Origin of the sequence: Rhizobium ruizarguesonis (genome assembly GCF_012349115.1) — a bacterium.
Classification (GTDB): Bacteria; Pseudomonadota; Alphaproteobacteria; order Rhizobiales; family Rhizobiaceae; genus Rhizobium; species Rhizobium ruizarguesonis.
In genome coordinates this window covers 52,407-69,093 of sequence record NZ_PQIG01000067.1, presented here as the reverse complement: position 1 = coordinate 69,093, position 16,687 = coordinate 52,407, and the positions used below count along the sequence as shown (strand labels likewise).

At 57.9% G+C, this 16,687-nt stretch carries 16 protein-coding genes; 5 read left to right on the top strand and 11 right to left on the bottom strand.

What is annotated here, in order from left to right:
• Positions 1-18 precede the first annotated feature (18 nt).
• The 4 genes from C3Y91_RS09530 to C3Y91_RS09515 all read left to right on the top strand — a co-directional run bounded on the left by C3Y91_RS09530 (position 19) and on the right by C3Y91_RS09515 (position 5,354).
• The gene (locus tag C3Y91_RS09530) at positions 19-1,209 is read left to right on the top strand and encodes a M20 aminoacylase family protein (RefSeq protein ID WP_130673711.1); all 1,191 of its coding nucleotides are present in this window, start codon (positions 19-21) and stop codon (positions 1,207-1,209) included.
• A gap of 116 nt (positions 1,210-1,325) precedes the next feature.
• On the top strand, positions 1,326-1,805 hold the full coding sequence (locus C3Y91_RS09525) for an MEKHLA domain-containing protein (RefSeq protein WP_130665677.1): 480 nt from the start codon (positions 1,326-1,328) through the stop codon (positions 1,803-1,805).
• A gap of 149 nt (positions 1,806-1,954) precedes the next feature.
• Positions 1,955-4,069 carry a carboxy terminal-processing peptidase gene (locus C3Y91_RS09520; RefSeq protein ID WP_130673712.1) on the top strand — a complete coding sequence of 705 codons (2,115 nt, stop codon included), beginning with the start codon at positions 1,955-1,957 and terminating at the stop codon, positions 4,067-4,069.
• Between the two features lie 448 nt (positions 4,070-4,517).
• Positions 4,518-5,354: a DUF6030 family protein gene (locus tag C3Y91_RS09515; protein WP_130663216.1), complete on the top strand. Its 837-nt coding sequence runs from the start codon at positions 4,518-4,520 to the stop codon at positions 5,352-5,354.
• A gap of 57 nt (positions 5,355-5,411) precedes the next feature.
• On the opposite strand, the gene C3Y91_RS09510 is transcribed toward C3Y91_RS09515, so the two are convergent.
• The gene (locus C3Y91_RS09510; RefSeq protein WP_168307128.1) at positions 5,412-5,915 is read right to left on the bottom strand and encodes a hypothetical protein; all 504 of its coding nucleotides are present in this window, start codon (positions 5,913-5,915) and stop codon (positions 5,412-5,414) included.
• Between the two features lie 259 nt (positions 5,916-6,174).
• On the opposite strand from C3Y91_RS09510, the gene C3Y91_RS09505 reads away from it, so the two are divergent.
• Positions 6,175-6,699, top strand: coding sequence for a tetratricopeptide repeat protein (locus C3Y91_RS09505; RefSeq protein ID WP_024321496.1), 525 nt, complete (start codon positions 6,175-6,177; stop codon positions 6,697-6,699).
• Positions 6,700-6,918: 219 nt separating this feature from the next.
• Here C3Y91_RS09505 and C3Y91_RS09500 read toward each other — a convergent pair whose 3' ends face one another.
• From C3Y91_RS09500 to C3Y91_RS09455, 10 genes are all read right to left on the bottom strand, one after another.
• Entirely contained in the window at positions 6,919-7,479 is a 561-nt protein-coding gene (locus tag C3Y91_RS09500; protein WP_168307129.1) for a hypothetical protein, read from the bottom strand.
• Between the two features lie 79 nt (positions 7,480-7,558).
• Entirely contained in the window at positions 7,559-8,863 is a 1,305-nt protein-coding gene (locus C3Y91_RS09495; RefSeq protein WP_168307130.1) for a DUF8689 domain-containing protein, read from the bottom strand.
• 15 nt (positions 8,864-8,878) lie between these two features.
• The gene (locus C3Y91_RS09490; RefSeq protein WP_168575272.1) at positions 8,879-9,823 is read right to left on the bottom strand and encodes a type II secretion system F family protein; all 945 of its coding nucleotides are present in this window, start codon (positions 9,821-9,823) and stop codon (positions 8,879-8,881) included.
• A gap of 7 nt (positions 9,824-9,830) precedes the next feature.
• Positions 9,831-10,784: a type II secretion system F family protein gene (locus tag C3Y91_RS09485; protein WP_168307132.1), complete on the bottom strand. Its 954-nt coding sequence runs from the start codon at positions 10,782-10,784 to the stop codon at positions 9,831-9,833.
• Positions 10,781-12,226 carry a TadA family conjugal transfer-associated ATPase gene (locus C3Y91_RS09480; RefSeq protein WP_130673718.1) on the bottom strand — a complete coding sequence of 482 codons (1,446 nt, stop codon included), beginning with the start codon at positions 12,224-12,226 and terminating at the stop codon, positions 10,781-10,783. Before C3Y91_RS09480 ends, C3Y91_RS09485 begins: the two co-directional genes overlap by 4 nt.
• An 18-nt stretch (positions 12,227-12,244) precedes the next feature.
• On the bottom strand, positions 12,245-12,817 hold the full coding sequence (locus C3Y91_RS09475) for a L,D-transpeptidase (RefSeq protein WP_130673719.1): 573 nt from the start codon (positions 12,815-12,817) through the stop codon (positions 12,245-12,247).
• Positions 12,814-13,962 carry a response regulator/pilus assembly protein gene (locus C3Y91_RS09470; protein WP_131614436.1) on the bottom strand — a complete coding sequence of 383 codons (1,149 nt, stop codon included), beginning with the start codon at positions 13,960-13,962 and terminating at the stop codon, positions 12,814-12,816. The genes C3Y91_RS09475 and C3Y91_RS09470 overlap by 4 nt, the downstream gene beginning before the upstream one ends.
• Before the next feature lie 29 nt (positions 13,963-13,991).
• Complete coding sequence (locus tag C3Y91_RS09465; RefSeq protein ID WP_130663211.1) at positions 13,992-14,615, bottom strand: TadE/TadG family type IV pilus assembly protein; 624 nt, start codon at positions 14,613-14,615, stop codon at positions 13,992-13,994.
• Positions 14,609-15,088, bottom strand: coding sequence for a TadE/TadG family type IV pilus assembly protein (locus C3Y91_RS09460; protein WP_130673721.1), 480 nt, complete (start codon positions 15,086-15,088; stop codon positions 14,609-14,611). Before C3Y91_RS09460 ends, C3Y91_RS09465 begins: the two co-directional genes overlap by 7 nt.
• Positions 15,085-16,686, bottom strand: a complete 1,602-nt coding sequence (locus tag C3Y91_RS09455) for a TadE/TadG family type IV pilus assembly protein (protein ID WP_164070668.1) — start codon at positions 16,684-16,686, stop codon at positions 15,085-15,087. The genes C3Y91_RS09460 and C3Y91_RS09455 overlap by 4 nt, the downstream gene beginning before the upstream one ends.
• Position 16,687 lies beyond the last annotated feature (1 nt).

Below are 16,687 nucleotides of genomic sequence, written 5' to 3'. Positions count from 1 at the left end.
TCAAAACTGGATGTTTTCATGCCCACGCTCGACAATGCCTATGCCCGCCTTTCCGATTTCGAAGCCATGGAGGCGGAGCTGAAGGCGACCCGCCAGCACCTGCATGCCCATCCGGAACTTTCCTTCGAAGAAGCGGAAACGGCGCGTTTTGTCGCGGAAAAGCTGGAAGGCTGGGGTTATGACGTGACCCGCAATGTCGGCGGTCACGGCGTTGTCGCTCGCCTCAGCGCCGGCAAGGGCAGCAAGGGCATCGCCATCCGCGCCGATATGGATGCGCTGCCGATCGCTGAAGAAACCGGACTTGCCTATGCCAGCGGCACCCCCGGCAAGATGCATGCCTGCGGCCATGACGGCCACACGACCGTGCTGCTCGGCGCGGCCGACTATCTCGCCCGTACCCGCCGCTTCAACGGCACGGTGACGCTGATCTTCCAGCCCGCGGAAGAGGCGGGCAAGAATAGCGGCGCTCAGGCGATGATTGCCGACGGCCTGTTCGACCGGTTTCCGTTCGACGCAATCTTTGGCCTCCACAACCACCCCGGTGCTCCGGAAGGCACCATTCTGCTGCGATCCGGTCCGATGATGGCGGCGTCGGATACCGTCGAGATTACCATCAAGGGCAAAGGCGGCCATGCCTCGCGGCCACACCTGACCGTCGATCCCGTGGTCGTGGCGTGCAACCTCGTCGTCTCGCTGCAGACGATCATCTCGCGCAACCTCGACCCGACCCAGACCGCGGTCATTACCGTCGGCACGATCCATGCCGGCGATGCAGTCAACGTCATTCCTGAGTATGCCAAGCTCGCATTGAGCGTGCGCTCCTTCGAGCCCGGCATTCGCGACCTCCTGCAGGAACGCATCACCAAGCTCGCCCGCTCGGTGGCAGAAGGGCACAATGCTTCGATCGAGATCGACTACGATCGCGGCAATCCTGTCGTCGTCAATTCGCCTGATGAGACAGATTTTGCCCGGATCGTTGCGGCGGAACTGATCGGCGAAGACAAGGTCGCGACCTGCCCGCTCATTCCCGGCAGCGAGGATTTCTCGCACTTTCTCGAGCACAAGCCGGGCAGCTTCCTGCGTCTCGGCAACGGCATGAATTCCGCCATCCTGCATAGCCCCAAATATGATTTCGCCGATGCCAGCCTGACGGTTGGCGCAGCCATGTGGGCAAGGCTCGCGGAACGCTACCTCCAGGATGACGCCTGAAGTCCCGGTCGCCAGCTTGACCGCGTCGCATTTGGAGCTTGCACTTTCTGTAGCGCAAAAGGATTTTGTAGCGAGAACATCACTTCAACATCTCGCCGCAATCCAGGATGCGCAGCATGATTGCCAACTACAACGACGCCGGACTCGACTTGTCTTACGATCTCGAATTTTACGCATTGATGGAGGACAGCTTCGAACGAAGCGTGGGACGCCGCCTGACGCCGGAAGGCCGGGGTGCTGAATGGCTTTACGACCAGTCGCCGGCCGTTGTCCTTGCTCACAACACCGCCGCCGATCCGCGCTTTATCTACGCAAACCGCGCCGCCCAGGCCTGTTTTGAATATTCATGGGAAGAGTTCATCACTTTGCCATCGCGCCTTTCGGCGGGGGCACCTGATCGCGCGGAACGTGACAGGCTGTTGAATACCGTGGCGGCCAACGGCTTTATCGCCGACTACCGCGGACTTCGCATTGCCAAGTCAGGGCGGCGTTTCTATATCGAGAACGCCATCGTCTGGGATCTCGTCGACCGCAGCGGATGCCGTCGCGGTCAAGCTGCGACATTCGATTCCTGGCAAGACGTGCAGGCGGATTGAGCGCCGACTGCGGAGACGCCGACCACGCGCCGGATATGTTTTCGCGACTTTGCAAACTATGTCGTTTGCCATTTGGTTGCCAAAAAACCATGATTGCGTCACATAGATCGCACATCGACACTCGGCATTAAGAATTGGATCAACGCTGAATGCGCATAGCCTACGTTTTCTTTGGTGCATTTCTTGCAATTGCACAGTCCGCATATGCTGAAGTCGCATCACCGCCTGTTTTGGCGCCGCTAAAGCGACAAGCGCAAGCCGCTGAGTTGAGCGCGCAATTTCTTTCGCGGTATAGCTACAAGCCCGTTCCACTTGACGACGCCTTGTCGGCCAGGATCATGGATCAGTTCATCAAGTCGCTTGATCCGGACCGCATGCTCTTCCTCCAGACTGATATCGACAAGTTCATGTCCGATCGCAGCGAGATCGACGATGCGATAGAACGGAAGGACTTGAAGATCCCGTTTGCGATTTTCAACGCCTATGAACAGCGCGTTGTCGACCGCATGAACTATGCGCGCAGCCTGCTGAAGCAGGACTTCGATTTCAGTGCGCAGGAAAATTATTCGGTGCTGCGCGATAAAGCGCCGTGGCCGCAGTCGAAAGCCGAGAGCAATGAGCTTTGGCGCAAGCGCGTCAAGAGCGACTGGTTGCGGTTGAAACTGGGCGGCAAAAACGACGCGGCGATTCGCGAAACACTCGACAAACGTTATGAAAACACCCTCGAGCGCGCTTACAAATTTAAAAGCGACGACGTTTTCCAGTCGTTCATGGACGCCTATTCAACGTCGATCGATCCGCACACCGACTATTTCGGCGCCGCCGCTTCAGCCGACTTCAATGTCTCGATGAAGCTTTCGCTGTTTGGTATCGGTGCTGTGCTGCAGGAACGCGACGACTACACGACGATCCGTGAGCTCGTGCCTGGCGGGCCGGCGCAGCTGTCCGGCAAGCTCGCGGTCGGAGACCGCATTACCGGCGTTGGTCAAGGCAAGGATGGGGCGATCAAAGAAGTGGTGGGCACGCGCCTTGATGAAGTCGTGCAGATGATACGCGGAAAAAAAGACTCCGTCGTGCGGCTGGACATCCTGCCGGCAGATGCCGGAGCAGATGGCACGCATCGCGTCATTAGCCTGGTGCGCGATAAAATCAGTCTCGACAAGCAGGCTGCCAGGAAGACTGTGCTGTCCGTGAAGGCGGGCGACGCCACGCGTAAAATCGGGATCATCACGCTGCCGGTATTCTATGAGGATTTTGAAGCCAAGCGCAAAGGAGACCAGGATTACAAAAGCGCAAGCCGCGATGTCGCCAAGCTTCTCGACGAACTGAAGGAAGAAAAGGTCGACAGCGTTCTCATTGATCTGCGCAACAATGGCGGCGGCTCATTGGACGAGGCGATTGATTTGACCGGTCTCTTCATCGGCAATGGACCGGTCGTTCAGCAACGTGGCAGCGACGGCAAGATCGAGGTCAAAAGTGCTGAGCTTGCGGCGCCTGTCTGGACAGGCCCGATGGGTGTCCTGATTAATCGCGGCTCGGCCTCGGCTTCGGAGATCTTTGCCGCGGCAATCCAGGACTATGGTCGAGGCGTGATCGTCGGCGAACCTAGTTTCGGGAAAGGCACCGTTCAAACCGTCGTCGATCTTGACCAGATTGTTCGCAACAGCAAACCGGAGTTCGGGGAGCTAAAGGTGACAATTGCCCAGTTTTTCCGGGTCGACGGTGGTACGACGCAGTTGCACGGCGTGACGCCTGATATCAGCTTGCCCGGACTTTCCGATCCGACAAGCTTCGGCGAGACCAGTTATGACAATGCCCTGCCGTGGGCGCAGATCAAGCCCGCGAACTACACGCCCGCCGACACGATCACGACGTTGCTGCCGACGTTGCAAAGCCGCCATGATGCGCGGGTTGAGAGCAATCCGGACTTCCAACGCCTGCTAAAAGACATTGCCGACCTGAAGGCGCAGCGTGAGAAAGGGGTTGTTTCTCTCAATGAATCCGAACGTCGCAAAGAAGCGGCTGCTCGCGAGAAACGGTTCAAGGATCGAGCGGAAGCAGGGGATGGCGAGGATCTTGGAGATGATGGCCTGGAGGCAGGCGAGCGCAGCCTGAGCGCTGATATTGCCATCGAGAATGCCCGCAAGAATGCAAAAGACGTCTTGCTCGACGAGACCGTCGCCATTCTTGCCGACGAGGCGGATTTGCAGGAAGGCGTGCTAAAGGCAGCCACAAAAGAATCAGGAAACACGAACGGAAAATAGTCATTCCCGACAGGTGTAGATTCAGGTCCTGCGACAGTATAACGGGACGCGAATGTGCAACGACAATATCTTCACGCACGCTTGTGCAGCTGATGTGATTGTCTTTAGAGCCGTCAGTCCGCTTTTCCACCTCAATTGTAGGGGGCGAACGCTGTCCACTGGGGTTGTTGCTTGACGCTCCACACACGCTACTTCACAGTTACAGCGTTGAAGGTGAGTCGGATAGACTGTACCGTTTTTCGCATCCGTTGCTCATCTCAGAGGGAGGCGTCAGCAGGGTTGCTTGGTCCGCGCCCCGACCGACACCGGTTGATCGCACATAGGATCGAGATTGATTGAGTTCGAACTCGCAGCCGCTCCTATTTGCTTTTGAGGTCGCGCCGTGGATAAAGTGCCATCAGCAGTCGATCCTCCTCGCGAAAGTTCGCGTTGGCAGCGGATTTTCGCAATGCCGAGGAACCGCTGGTCCCTCTTTTGGCCAGGGCTTTTGATATCAATTTTGCTTCTTGCAGGCATCGTTTTTTTTTACCATGAAATCCACGACCGCGAAGATCTCGGGCGCGTTGAAAATCGCGCTCTCGATAAGGCTGCACAATCATCTCGCATAGCCGTCCGCCCGGATCCGGCGGTTCCTTCTCCTCTCCCGTCGACGTCGATATCGCTGCTGCTGATCGAAGTCCCGAAGCTGGAGCTGGCAAGTCAGTTTATGCGGGTGTGGCGCGTCTCGGGGCGGAATATGTGCGGCGCTCTTCGAGAGGCCGGCATCGAGATGAGCGAGTGGAAAGCCGCATCGATGCGCAATCGCAGCTACGAATGTTATTTTCAGCGCATCTACCAAAGGGACGAGGTACGTCCCCTCAGCTCAACCTTCGTTAAGGTTCGTGGAGATGAAATGGGCGATATTCTAGAGATCCGCGCCAAGATCATTGGGCCGTCGACCGACGCTCAGGGGCGTCTCGCCCCGGCCATCCTGCGCATTTTCGAGATCATTGTGAAGCAGGCGTGCTGGCATGATTTCGAGGATACTCTTGCGTCGATCCAAAACCTTCAAAATGTCGAATACGAACGGTTCGGCTCCTATCTCAGCTTCACGCGCGAAGCCGGGGGCGACAATAACTTCAATTTTGTTCTTGGTCTTAAGGCGACTTCAAGTTCGCAGGTGAAGACCAAGACGTATTTTTCGACTGAGCGCTGGCTAGCCGCAAGAAATTCCCGCAATGTTCCCGCAAACCTCATCCTCGCGGACCGCTTGGGCACGTCGAAATCAGCCAATTGCGCTCAATGACGTCGCAAGTACCAGTCACATCCAGGATCAGGCGGGGGCGGTTCGCCCTCTTTGTTATTACGCCGATTTTATACGATTGATGATTGTTAAACGGCAGCAAATGCAGGCCGAAAATACGGACATGAAAAGGAAGGTCCCAAGCGGTGAGTGGGATAGCGGCAGGAACGACCAGTCGCCTTGCTGAGACTGAGGCATCGCCAAGTTGGAAAGGCCGGCTTGCGCAACTGCTGCCTGCCCCATAGTTAGACCGGTCGCAATCAGCGCGATATGCGCATGGATGAATCCAGACCGGTGGTGTCTTTGCGGCTGCAGAGCCACTCGAATCCCGAAAATCGATGCAAGCATCAACAAGACCGTAGCGCTCCAAATTCCAACGCCGGGTACCGCCAAAAGCAGATAGATGGGCTCGCGCATGACCGGAAGTATCGTCATATGCAGCCACCAGGCGGACGCACTTGATGGGTGGCTTTCCAACAGTGGTATGCTGAGAACGAAGATCGATGCTATCGCGTAAGCCACTGATGGTGCAAGTCGCATCAGCGTGAAAATAGCGATCCGCATACAGCGTTCCATCTTTTGACCTGACGAGCAGGGTAGGCGACGTTGATTAATTTTCTACGCTGAGAATAACTGGGCACATGATACCAACTCTGAATAGTTGGCGTTTGTCACCTTGGCGCGTTCCGTGCGAAGACGGTATCTGTCGCTTTTTTGCGACTATTTGCTCAAATTCTTGAGTTGTTAGCTTTTTTTTACGATGATTTCCGGTGAACGCATCCGAATGTTGGGTAAGAATGTCTGATGGGGGATCAAGTTGTCAATGTTGCAAATCAGAGCTGGCACTAAATGCATTGCGTTTTTGATAGCAACTGGCGTGATCTTAGCTGGTTGCCAGTCATCCAGCGTTGATGGTCTGGCTGCTTATGGCGATAGTGCAAAGACCCTCGAGGATGACTCAGCCGTCGCCTTCTATAAGAACGACGAGTTGATAACCACCGGCAAACTGCAGTTTCAGGAAAAGAACTACGGAAAATCCTACGCCATTTACAAGCGAGCGGTTGACGTTTTTCCGCAAGATCCGGCCGCTTGGCTAGGCTTGGCAGCCTCCGCCGACATGGTTGCCCGCTTCGACACCTCCGACCGCGCCTACCAGCAACTCTCGCGCATGATCGGCAATACCCCGGTCTACTACAACAATATCGGATATTCTCACTTATTACGCGGTGACTTGCGCACTGCCAGACGGTATTTCCTGAAAGCCTATGAGCTTGATCCCGGAAATGAAGTCACTGCCCGTAACCTCGAATTGATGAAGAATAGCGTGAATTACGCTCAGCGGGGATAGGCCCTGCAGCGATCGGCAATCTGGGTCGAGATGAGAGCGCCCTTGTCGAATTGCGAGCATCGGCGCCCCTAAAGCGCGTCGCGATCTTTCAGGGTCGCTCTCCGCGCTTTAGGTCCTTGTTTTTACGCATGTCGTTATCGCAAAACCGCTGCACACTTTTGCGCGACATGCTCTAGCAGCATCCACCGTTTGCTTTGGAGATTTCGGCGAACGCGGTGTTTACCGGGCTTTCCGAAGGATGAGCTGGCCTTCCGGCGAGAGTGTGCGCTCGTAACGCGGCAGGTCACTGACTGCAATGCCCCCGGCTTCGAGGGACGCAAGGCTGCTATCCGAAGCTTGAGCTTCCGCTGGCACGGCACGGGGTGCGAAAAATTGTGCTGGCTCCTTGCCGGGTGCGCTAAGGACCAAAGCTGAACCCATGCGAAGACCGCTTGTGTCGTTTCGCCGTTCGTTCATCATAGTCTTTTGCAGCCCATCCATCCCCTGGCGGATAAGGGCGACTTCGTCAGCCTTGGCATTATCCGCGATGTTGCGCGACTGCTTTTCCATTTGTCCCCTGAGGCCATCGATGGACCTCTTAAGCGCGGCGATGGTCTCGCGGCTCTCGCGAACATCCGCTGAGTTTTTGGCGGTATAGATGAGAACGCCAGCATTCACAGGCAAGAGCATCATCAGCAAACCGACGAGTAGCGGGCTTTTTGAGCCCCTCTGCTCAATCGCTCGCAAATTGCTTGGTTTTGCGCGGTCTGCTTCGACCTCAATACCCGGAATGCTGGTCATTCGTTTACTCCCCCGTAAGTCATCAAATCTGCGTTGGACACATTGTCCAGGAACACGCCGTGTCAGTGACAAGCCCGCATCATTCCGACGTAAATACACCTTCCCACGCCCGTTCGAGCATACCGAGCGACGCGATTCCGGCTATGCCGTTGAACTCGCAGTAAGAACTGACGAAATCCAGAAGATATTTGGGATGATAGCAAGACGCTAGCACATCACCGTTATACTTGCGATCGTAGAACAGATTCAGGTCTGGATCACAGACAACCAATCCGGTGCCGCTGGCATACGATTTGAAGATTCTGATATATTCGTCGCGCGACGGAGTGTTCACAAAGATCTTGTATTTGAGGCGCCGCAAGCCCGCCTCATCAGAAAGATCCTTCGGTGCGATATTCGTCGAAAATACGACCAGCTCGTCAAAGGGAACCTTGAACTTCTTGCCGGTGTGCAGCGTCAGGAAGTCATATCCGCGCTCCAGCGGCACAATCCAGCGATTGATGAGTGCCTGCGGCGCCACTTGTTGGCGCCCGAAGTCGTCGATGATGAAAACGCCGCCGGACGCCTTCAAGTGTATGGGCGCCTCATAGACATTCGGTCCTGCGTTGAAGGTGAGATCGAGCTGATCGAGGGTCAATTCCCCGCCCGTCTTGATCACCGGACGGCGGCATTCGATCCATCGTTGATCCGCTTTCGGATGGGATCCTGTGTCAGCCTCCGATACGGGGTGATGCACTGCTTCGTCATAGAAACTGATGACATGGCCGCCGACCTCGATGGCATAGGGTACCCAGATTGTTTGGCGGAACAGTTGCGATGTCCGCTCGGCAATGCTCGTCTTTCCGTTTCCGGGTGGTCCGTAAAGCAGGATAGAGCGACCGGAGTTGATGGCCGGGCCGAGCTTTTCGACTAAGGCGTCTGAGAGCACCAGCCCGTCAAGGCTGTCGGCCAGCCGCTCGGGGGTCACGCGCTCGTAGTGGATGGACTGCAAACCGACTTGCCGGCAGAAGGCATCCAGCGATACCGGTGCGGGCCCAACATATTGGCATTGACGCGACGCCGCGTGGGCATATTCGAACCCCTTCATTGAAAGCGCATATCGAATATCGGATCTGACATCCTCGCCAGCCAGGCCGCGCGCCTCGAGGTATGCGAGTTTCACGAGTTCCTTGATCAGGATATTGACGATCACTTTCGGCAATTTCATCCGGTCAGCCAGATGAGATGCCGTGGTTGTATCCTGCTCGGCTGCACATTTTGACGCCAGCCGAAGGAGGAACGACGGATCCAGTCCGGCTTGTTCTATGTTTGCCGGAGCCATTGGCAGGCGTGGATCGAGAGAAATGATGGCATCGTTACGATCCTGTTCGAGCGAATACTGCATACGACCTCGCTTGGCTCAACCGCCGGGGTTCATGCTGAGAAGAAGACTGATGACACGGATAACAACGGGAACGAGAACGATGATGAGGCTTACCGGAAAAAGGAACGCGCCGAGCGGCAGCAGCATCTTGACCGGCAGGGCGTTTGCCTTTTCCTCCGCGCGAATAATGCGGAGGTAGCGCATTTCCTTGCAGTAGACCCGCAACGTCTGCGTTACGCTGGTCCCGAGCTCCTCCGATTGGCGGAACAGAACGGATAGGGCCCGGGCTTCGTCAATCCTCAGGCGGACGGCAAGGTTGGCGAGCGCTTCGCGCAATCGCCGGCCACCTCGCACTTCCAGCATCATGATCGAGAGATGCAGGCCGAAGTCCTGCCGCTTGTCGACGAATTCCCGGGCAACACGGTTCGCCGCCGCCTCAATGCTCATGCCCGCGTCGAGGCAGACGATCAGCATATCCATGAAATCGGGAAAGAGGCGGCGGTATTCCCTCTCCTTGGCGGCGCCGCGCCGGTCGATATAGATGTTGACCAGAATAAAGGTCATGCCCGCAGCAAACATCGCAACGATCAGCGTAGCGAACCGTGACATGTCCGGTATGGCCCAGTTCAGAGCCCAGACCGCCGCGACCAGCACGCTGATACAGACCACCGCGCGAACCACCTGGAAGGTGGTCACGGCGCCGGCGGCGAAATAGCCTGCCCTGATCAGCCGGTTCTGGGTGGAGTTCACATTCGTGTCACGTCGCGTAATCTCGAAATAACGACGGATCAGGCGGTTTTCCGCCTCGCCGAGATCGGCAATCGTCGTATCGCCAAGGTGGAACTCCTCGCCTGTTGCCGCCGAGCTCTTCGACACCCGAACCGAGACCTCGCGCTGTCGAAAAAACAATTCCGACGCTGCTGCAGAAAATATCAGCACTGCAAAGAAGACGATGAGGTAAATTCCATACTCACTCGACATGACCGCCTCAGTACTCGAAGTTGACCATCTTGTAGAGAATGACATTCCCGATCGCCATGACGGCGAGCAGCACGCTCACCACAATGGCTCCGTGGCCGCTCTCCCAGACGGGATCGAAGTAGGTCGGCGACAATATCTTGATCATCGCGTAGAGCAGAAACGGATACATTGACATGAAGATCGCCGTGATGCGTCCTTCCGAGGAAATCGCCCTGACCTTTGCCCTCAGCAGCGTCCGGTCTCGCAGCGTCTTCGAAAGGTTCTGCAAGATCTCCACGAGGTTTCCGCCGGTTCCCGCCTGTACGCTCAGCGATATTGCAAGCAGGTTCAGATCCTCAACGCCGACCCGGTCGGCCAAGTTCACAAGGGCGTCGTCCAGCGTCACGCCGTAGGTGAGTTCATCCGAGAGCAGGCCGAACTCGGTGCCGATCGGATCGGGCATCTCGCGTGCCACCAAAGAAATCGCCGCCGGCAGCGGGTGGCCGGCGGCCAAGCTGCGATTGGCGACATCGAGCGCTTCAGGAAGCTTCAGTTCGAATTTCCTCATGCGGCGCACCCGGGCGCGCCAGACGACGAGTGCGGGGATGAGAAGGCAGATCAGCAGAAAGGCGGGCACTCTGAACAGAGTGCTCGGCAGGAGGACCTGAACAACCAGCCACGTCAAAAGAGCGCCCGCGATCGCGAAGAGAGCAAATCGCTTGGCATCGAACTTGATTCCCGACTGGGCGTAGAACTGCAGCAGCCGCTGCATCAGGGGGGTCTGCCGCCAACTGCCGCCGGCCCCGCGCTCCTTGAGCATATCACTATAGGTCTTGCGATGATCATCGCTGACCTCGAGCAAGCTCAGCCGATGGTTCACAGCGCGGTGGCGTTCGGATGTCTTGAAATAGCCGCGCATGATCGCTTCGACAGCAACAAGGGCGGCGGTAAAAACGGCCGCGTAAAGGAGAAGCAGGATCATTGGACAGGTCCCGTCTGCAGCGGTTTACCGGGATCAAAAATCGTCACAGGGATCTCGATCCCGAGTTCGGCAAATTCCTCGACGAACCGCGGCCGAATGCCGGTGGCGCGGAATTCTCCATGGATTCGCCCGCCTTCATCGGTGCCGAGTTTCTTGAATTTCATAATCTCCTGCATCTGCACGACTTCGCCCTCCATGCCGGTGATCTCGGAGATCGAGACAACCTTGCGGCTGCCGTCGCTCAGGCGCTGAACCTGCACGATCATGGTGATGGCGGAGGAGATCTGCGAGCGAATGCTCAACTGCGACATCGGCATCCCTGCCATGCCCACCATCTGCTCAAGTCGGCCGACCGCGTCGCGGGGCGTGTTGGCGTGAATGGTCGTCATCGACCCCTCGTGGCCGGTATTCATTGCCTGCAGCATGTCGAACGCCTCGTCGCCGCGGACTTCGCCGACGATGATGCGGTCGGGGCGCATGCGCAGGGCGTTTTTCAAAAGTTCGCGTTGACGGATCTCGTTGCGTCCGTCGAGTGTCGGCGGTCGGGTTTCCAAGCGCCCGACATGCGGCTGTTGCAGTTGAAGCTCGGCAGCATCCTCGATCGTAATCAGGCGCTCCCTTGGAGAAATCTGCGACGAGAGGGCGTTAAGCAAGGTGGTCTTGCCAGAACCGGTGCCGCCTGAAATGACCATCGATACCTTGCCCTTAACCGCGGCGCTGAGAAGGATGCGCATCGCATCGGCCATGGCGCCGTGTTGCACCAGGCGCTCCATTGTCAGCGGCTTACGCGTGAATTTGCGGATGGAAACGAGCGGTCCATCGACCGAAATCGGTCGGATGGCGACGTTGACACGCGAGCCATCCTTAAGGCGGGCGTCAACCATCGGGGTTGACTCGTCGACGCGGCGGCCAACCGCCGAGACGATCTTGTTGATCACCCGAAGGAGATGGTCCTCGTCTTTGAACCGCACGGCGGTGCTCTCGAGCTTGCCACTCCGCTCGACATAGACGCTGTTGTAGCCGTTGATGAGAATATCTGCGATTGTGTCGTCGGCCAGCAGCGGCTCGATCGGTCCCAGCCCGAGCATCTCGTCGGTGATGTCGCGGATCAGATCATTGATTTCCTTGGCGTTCAGCGGAAAGTTGTTCGCCCGGATATAGTCCTTGACCAACGGCCGGATCTCGGTGGCGATCTCCTCGTTGTCGAGCGTGTCGAGAATCCCGAGGTTGATGCGATCGAGCAGGTAGCGGTGCAGATTGACCCGCTCGGAAACCATGTCCGGCCCGAGCGAAGCCTCTTCTCCACTCGCCGTGGCGTTATCAGAGGCCGGTTGGGCAGGCATGTTCTGAACTGCGCCGACCAAAGACGGTTTGGCCGCCTCCGGTTCCCGGCTTTCCGGCTCCCCCTGCTTGTAAAAACGCCCCATGATACCGCTCGCCATGTGCCCACCCCTGAACGATTAATTTACAATGACCGTGGAACCGACTTTCACCCTCTTGTAGAGATCGATGACGTCGGCATTGCTCATGCGAAAACAGCCCGATGACGCGAAACCGCCGACCGTCGACTGCTCGTTCGTTCCATGAATGCGGTAGAGCGTGTCTGTCCCACCCTTGTAGAGATAGATCCCGCGAGCACCCAAAGGATTGAGCGGTCCGGCGGGTACCAGGTCCGGAAGTCCAGCCGAGCGCGCCTTCATCTCGGCAGGCGGGCGCCAGTCGGGCCACTCGGCCTTGCGTCCAACCTTGACGGTACCGCTCCAGCGAAATCCGTCTCGTCCGACTCCGATTTTGTAACGGATCGCGCGTCCTTCGGAGATGACGAGATCCAGCGTACGGTTGCCGCTGACGATGACGATTGTCCCAGCCGCATAGCTTTTTTCGATCGTCACCACGGCGCTTGTCGTCGGCCCAAGGCTACGTGGCACAAGCCCGCCTGCCTCAGCGTCGCCGACAGCGGCCAGAATTGCCAAAACTGCAAGGCCAACATCGGCGGCGCAGGACCTTATGCGCCCACTGTCGATCGCCGTCATCGCACCAGTGCTCCAAGCTTACCGACCGCGCTGCAGAAGCGCGCCCGGGAATTCACTTGAAATGGCAACACGCCGCGGTTGACCGCCTCGCTCAGAGTATCCCAGTCATCCGCAATGACATGCGTCGGGATCTCCTTGAATATCTTCTCCGTTTGTTGTCGGCGCAGGCCGAGGCCGAGGCCGAAAAGCTTGGCGCGGTATTTGTTGATGACGATGAATATCTGCTCCGAACTGCCTCGCAGCCGCACCAGAGTGGCAAACAAATCCTTGGCTTGGGAAAGCGCCGGTACCGTCATTTCGGTGACGATGCAGATGCTGTTGACCGAGCTGAGCACCTCGTATTTCCATGGCGTGTCATAGTAGGGAACGTCGACGATGGTATGGTCGCTCTCGAAGGCGGCCACGTCGAGCATACGCAGCACGAGTTCACGGCCCTTCGGCGCCAGAAGGACTGATGGCTGCTTGAAAGACAGCAGTGAAAAGCCTCCCGAATGCCGCTTTCGGACCAGATCGATGAATTCCAGATCGACCCGGGAAGGATTGGCGATGACCGGTTTTAGGTCGTAGTCGTTGACAAGGTTGAGATAATAGCCAAGCGCCCCGGAGCAAAAATCCGTGTCGAACAGGTCAATCCGCGGCGTGGAATTCTTGGTCGGCTGGGCCAGTACATGAGCAAGCGACGAAGCGATCACGCTGGCGCCGGCGCCGCCGACGGCCGAGACCACGGCATGCACGCGGCTGTCGCTCGCCCCGGTGCCCGGCGCATGGGTCGAAATCATGTCGATCAGTGCCCGGCGCTCGAGTGGCTTCTTCAGCCAGTCATTGCCGTTCAGGCGGAAGAGCAGCCGCAGCATGTCGTCCGGCAGGTCCTCGGAAACCACGACGAGCGGAATGTCCCGATAGCTGGTGCGAAACGTGAAAAGCTCCGGCTGTTGCAGCAATGTCCCGTTGTCGACGTCGAGAACGATCAGGTCGAACTGAGTCGGATCGAACCGGCCTTTTTCTCCGAGCGCCTTTAGTGAGAGGTGGCGGACATCGTAACGCGAAAGCGACCCGAACGTGTCGAGCATGAAGCTCGCTGCAGCCGCGTCGTCGGAGAGAACCAATATCTTGGTGGATGCGGCAATGTTCATGTGAGCTGTCATTTTCGCTTTCCTACGCGTAATTTAAGGAGTCAGCAGGTTGAGCAGGTCTTCAGATCTTCCGTCGTGATCGTCACCGGATGGGCCGGGATGGTGACGTCGTTCAATCCCAACAGCCCGCCAAGGATCGGCAGATCGAAGGTGATGTTGCGCACCTCCAGCCGCATCGTCAGCACGGGCCCGTCAGGCCGGCCCCAATAGCCGAGCCCCGATCGCTGGTAGGTGACCATCAGCTTATCCGGCGTGATGCGCCAATTGAGGTCGCAAATGCCGGGGCGAGGATCGGTTCCCGCGTTGCAAACGCCGTCGCTTCCCCGGACAATCCGGTTCAATGCCGCCGTGCAGTTTGCAAGAGCCGGTCCGCAGGTCGAGGATATTGTTGCATCGTTTGGCGCCGCTTTGCCGTTGTTGAGTGGATTGGCGGCATCTGTTGGGAAAACGGCATTGAAATTCGTGGTCAGCGGATCGGATACCGCCGCCAAACGGGCGCCATATTGCAGTGCCTTGACCGTCTGATTCCACTGCGACATGGCATAGCCGAACTCGATGAAGGCGGCGAATACCAGCATGACGATCGGAAAGGTCAGCAATGCTTCGACAAGGCTGACACCACTGCTATCCTGCCAGAATGCCTTGATTGCCCTAGAGGTCACCATCCGATGTATCTCTCTTCATGGAAGGAACTGATAGTGATGGCACCAATTCCCAGAAAGCCGAACACCGGCGAGGTCTGGTAGAGATGAGCGGTGGAAATGGTGATGTCCCCGTCCGCATCCGGCGCAGTGATGGTGATGTCGGCAGGGTTATTCCAGCCGGGTACACGGGGTTTAGCGTTTGCCGGTGGTGTTTGCGTTCCGTAAAAGGCGATCGTCTTCGCAGTCGCCTGATTGCATGTCGGCACATAGGTTCCCGACACCGGTCGGCACCGCGAAAGGTAACGCCCGGCATCGCGCAAGCCTGCGTCGATCTGCATGCGCTGCCAGAAGATGCTGCCAAACTCGAGTATCCCCGCCGCAAAGAGCGTCACAAAGGGGATGGCGAGCAGCGCTTCGGCAAGCACTGCGCCTTCCTGCCGCCGCCAGAAGCCGAGGCCAAGCCGATGCAAGATAAAATTGCGGAGCGCCATCATCTGACCAGCTCCGCTTCTTCCCGGAGGAAATCTTCGAGTGTGCCCCGTCCACCCTTGCCGCTGATGTCGATCACTTCAAGCGACAGATAGCGCTCGTTGCCAGCCTTGATCGCCGGTTTGGTCATGAACATGCGTGCGAAGGCAACCGCCTGCGTCTGCTTGTGGCCGTTCAAATGGTCGACCGAGGCCTCGTAGCCGCAATTGACGATGGCGGCGAAAATCTCGCGGCGGTCGCCATATTCGCCCACCGTGTAGTTCGACAGGGCCGGCCCCGAGTAGCACTGTCCGCCGCCTGTCGTCGGATTGCCGATTTCGCCGTTTGCCGAGGCATGGTTGAGCAGCGCCGCGGTGTTGAGCTCGTAACGATAGACGTCATAGGCGGAGGGCCGGCTCGGTGTTCCGCCGGCCTGCGGCGGATAGCTGGAATAATTGCTGAGAATCGCGCTGACCGACGGGGCCGTGCCGCCCTGCGCGACGGTCCAGTAGTTTGCATAGTTCCAATTGTTGCTGGTGCTGATCTTGCCGCCGCCGAGGGGCGACATGGCTGCACCGTAACCCAATGGCACCGCCTTGGTGACATCGCCAACGGTGCTGCCGACCAGCACCGGGTCGTAGGCCTTGCAGCCGTTCTGTCCCGTTTGCTTTTGTGCGGAGCGCACGTTCTGGGCCGGGCGGTAGCGGCCATCATTGCGCGAGCCCTTGAACGACCCCTGATAAATACCGAATCGCGTGTTGACGCCGTCTTCAACTGGCCCGGCCATGGCACCCGTTTCGGTATCCAGGTTGTCCTTCGTATAACAGGCCCCCGGATTCCCGGTAGCCAAAGCGTCGGCCATCACGCTTGCGCCATTGCCCAGAGGGGTTCTCAGGAACCCGAAATTGCCAGGCCCGGGGCTGGACGAAGACGTGCTGTACATTTCGATTTGCCGGCCGTAGAGATTGCCGGCCGCGAAGTTGGTGTGGAGATCCGCCGCCGCCTGTTCGTTGGCGGCCGGGCTCGTATTGCCAGCCGGCTCATAGGGATTGCAGATGAAGATCGGCGTGATATCACAGGCGCTGGCATGGTATACGGCCACAGCATCGGCAGCGATGTTGATCGTATTGCGGGTGAAGCCGACCGGGATCGGAAAGATCGTCTGCATCGCCTGCGGCTTGGCGATGACCCAGGCATAGGACGCCTCGCTGGCCACTATCGTCTTCATCGACGCCGGGATGGGCGTATCGTCGTTGGCCGGGATGTTCTTCAGAAAAAACACGCTGACCGTGCTGCCGGCGTCATTTCCGGCGTTATAGGTCAAGGTGATATGCGAGCCAAGCGACATGCCGATCCCGCCCCCTGAAAAAGCCGCGCTATTGGCGATTTTCTCGATTGCCGTCTGCGCCCTCGAAATGGCATCGTCGCGGCCATCGAGTTCGCGGGCTCCGGCGAGCGCCATTGCATCGACCGCGTTCTGCAGATCGGTGTGCAGGTTGCTGCTGCGGCCGACATCGATGACCAGCAGCGAAAAGCCGAGAAGCATAGGCATGGCGATAAGCGTCAAGGCGATGACATAGCCACGATGATCGTTCCAGAACCGTCTGACAACCCTGCTCAGCATT

Coding starts and splice junctions, on each gene's coding strand:
- C3Y91_RS09530 (WP_130673711.1), top strand. CDS start 19: ATGCCCACGCTCGACAATGCCTATGCCCGCCTTTCCGATTTCGAAGCC.
- C3Y91_RS09525 (WP_130665677.1), top strand. CDS start 1,326: ATGATTGCCAACTACAACGACGCCGGACTCGACTTGTCTTACGATCTC.
- C3Y91_RS09520 (WP_130673712.1), top strand. CDS start 1,955: ATGCGCATAGCCTACGTTTTCTTTGGTGCATTTCTTGCAATTGCACAG.
- C3Y91_RS09515 (WP_130663216.1), top strand. CDS start 4,518: ATGCCGAGGAACCGCTGGTCCCTCTTTTGGCCAGGGCTTTTGATATCA.
- C3Y91_RS09510 (WP_168307128.1), bottom strand. CDS start 5,915: ATGCGGATCGCTATTTTCACGCTGATGCGACTTGCACCATCAGTGGCT.
- C3Y91_RS09505 (WP_024321496.1), top strand. CDS start 6,175: ATGTTGCAAATCAGAGCTGGCACTAAATGCATTGCGTTTTTGATAGCA.
- C3Y91_RS09500 (WP_168307129.1), bottom strand. CDS start 7,479: ATGACCAGCATTCCGGGTATTGAGGTCGAAGCAGACCGCGCAAAACCA.
- C3Y91_RS09495 (WP_168307130.1), bottom strand. CDS start 8,863: ATGCAGTATTCGCTCGAACAGGATCGTAACGATGCCATCATTTCTCTC.
- C3Y91_RS09490 (WP_168575272.1), bottom strand. CDS start 9,823: ATGTCGAGTGAGTATGGAATTTACCTCATCGTCTTCTTTGCAGTGCTG.
- C3Y91_RS09485 (WP_168307132.1), bottom strand. CDS start 10,784: ATGATCCTGCTTCTCCTTTACGCGGCCGTTTTTACCGCCGCCCTTGTT.
- C3Y91_RS09480 (WP_130673718.1), bottom strand. CDS start 12,226: ATGGCGAGCGGTATCATGGGGCGTTTTTACAAGCAGGGGGAGCCGGAA.
- C3Y91_RS09475 (WP_130673719.1), bottom strand. CDS start 12,817: ATGACGGCGATCGACAGTGGGCGCATAAGGTCCTGCGCCGCCGATGTT.
- C3Y91_RS09470 (WP_131614436.1), bottom strand. CDS start 13,962: ATGACAGCTCACATGAACATTGCCGCATCCACCAAGATATTGGTTCTC.
- C3Y91_RS09465 (WP_130663211.1), bottom strand. CDS start 14,615: ATGGTGACCTCTAGGGCAATCAAGGCATTCTGGCAGGATAGCAGTGGT.
- C3Y91_RS09460 (WP_130673721.1), bottom strand. CDS start 15,088: ATGATGGCGCTCCGCAATTTTATCTTGCATCGGCTTGGCCTCGGCTTC.
- C3Y91_RS09455 (WP_164070668.1), bottom strand. CDS start 16,686: ATGCTGAGCAGGGTTGTCAGACGGTTCTGGAACGATCATCGTGGCTAT.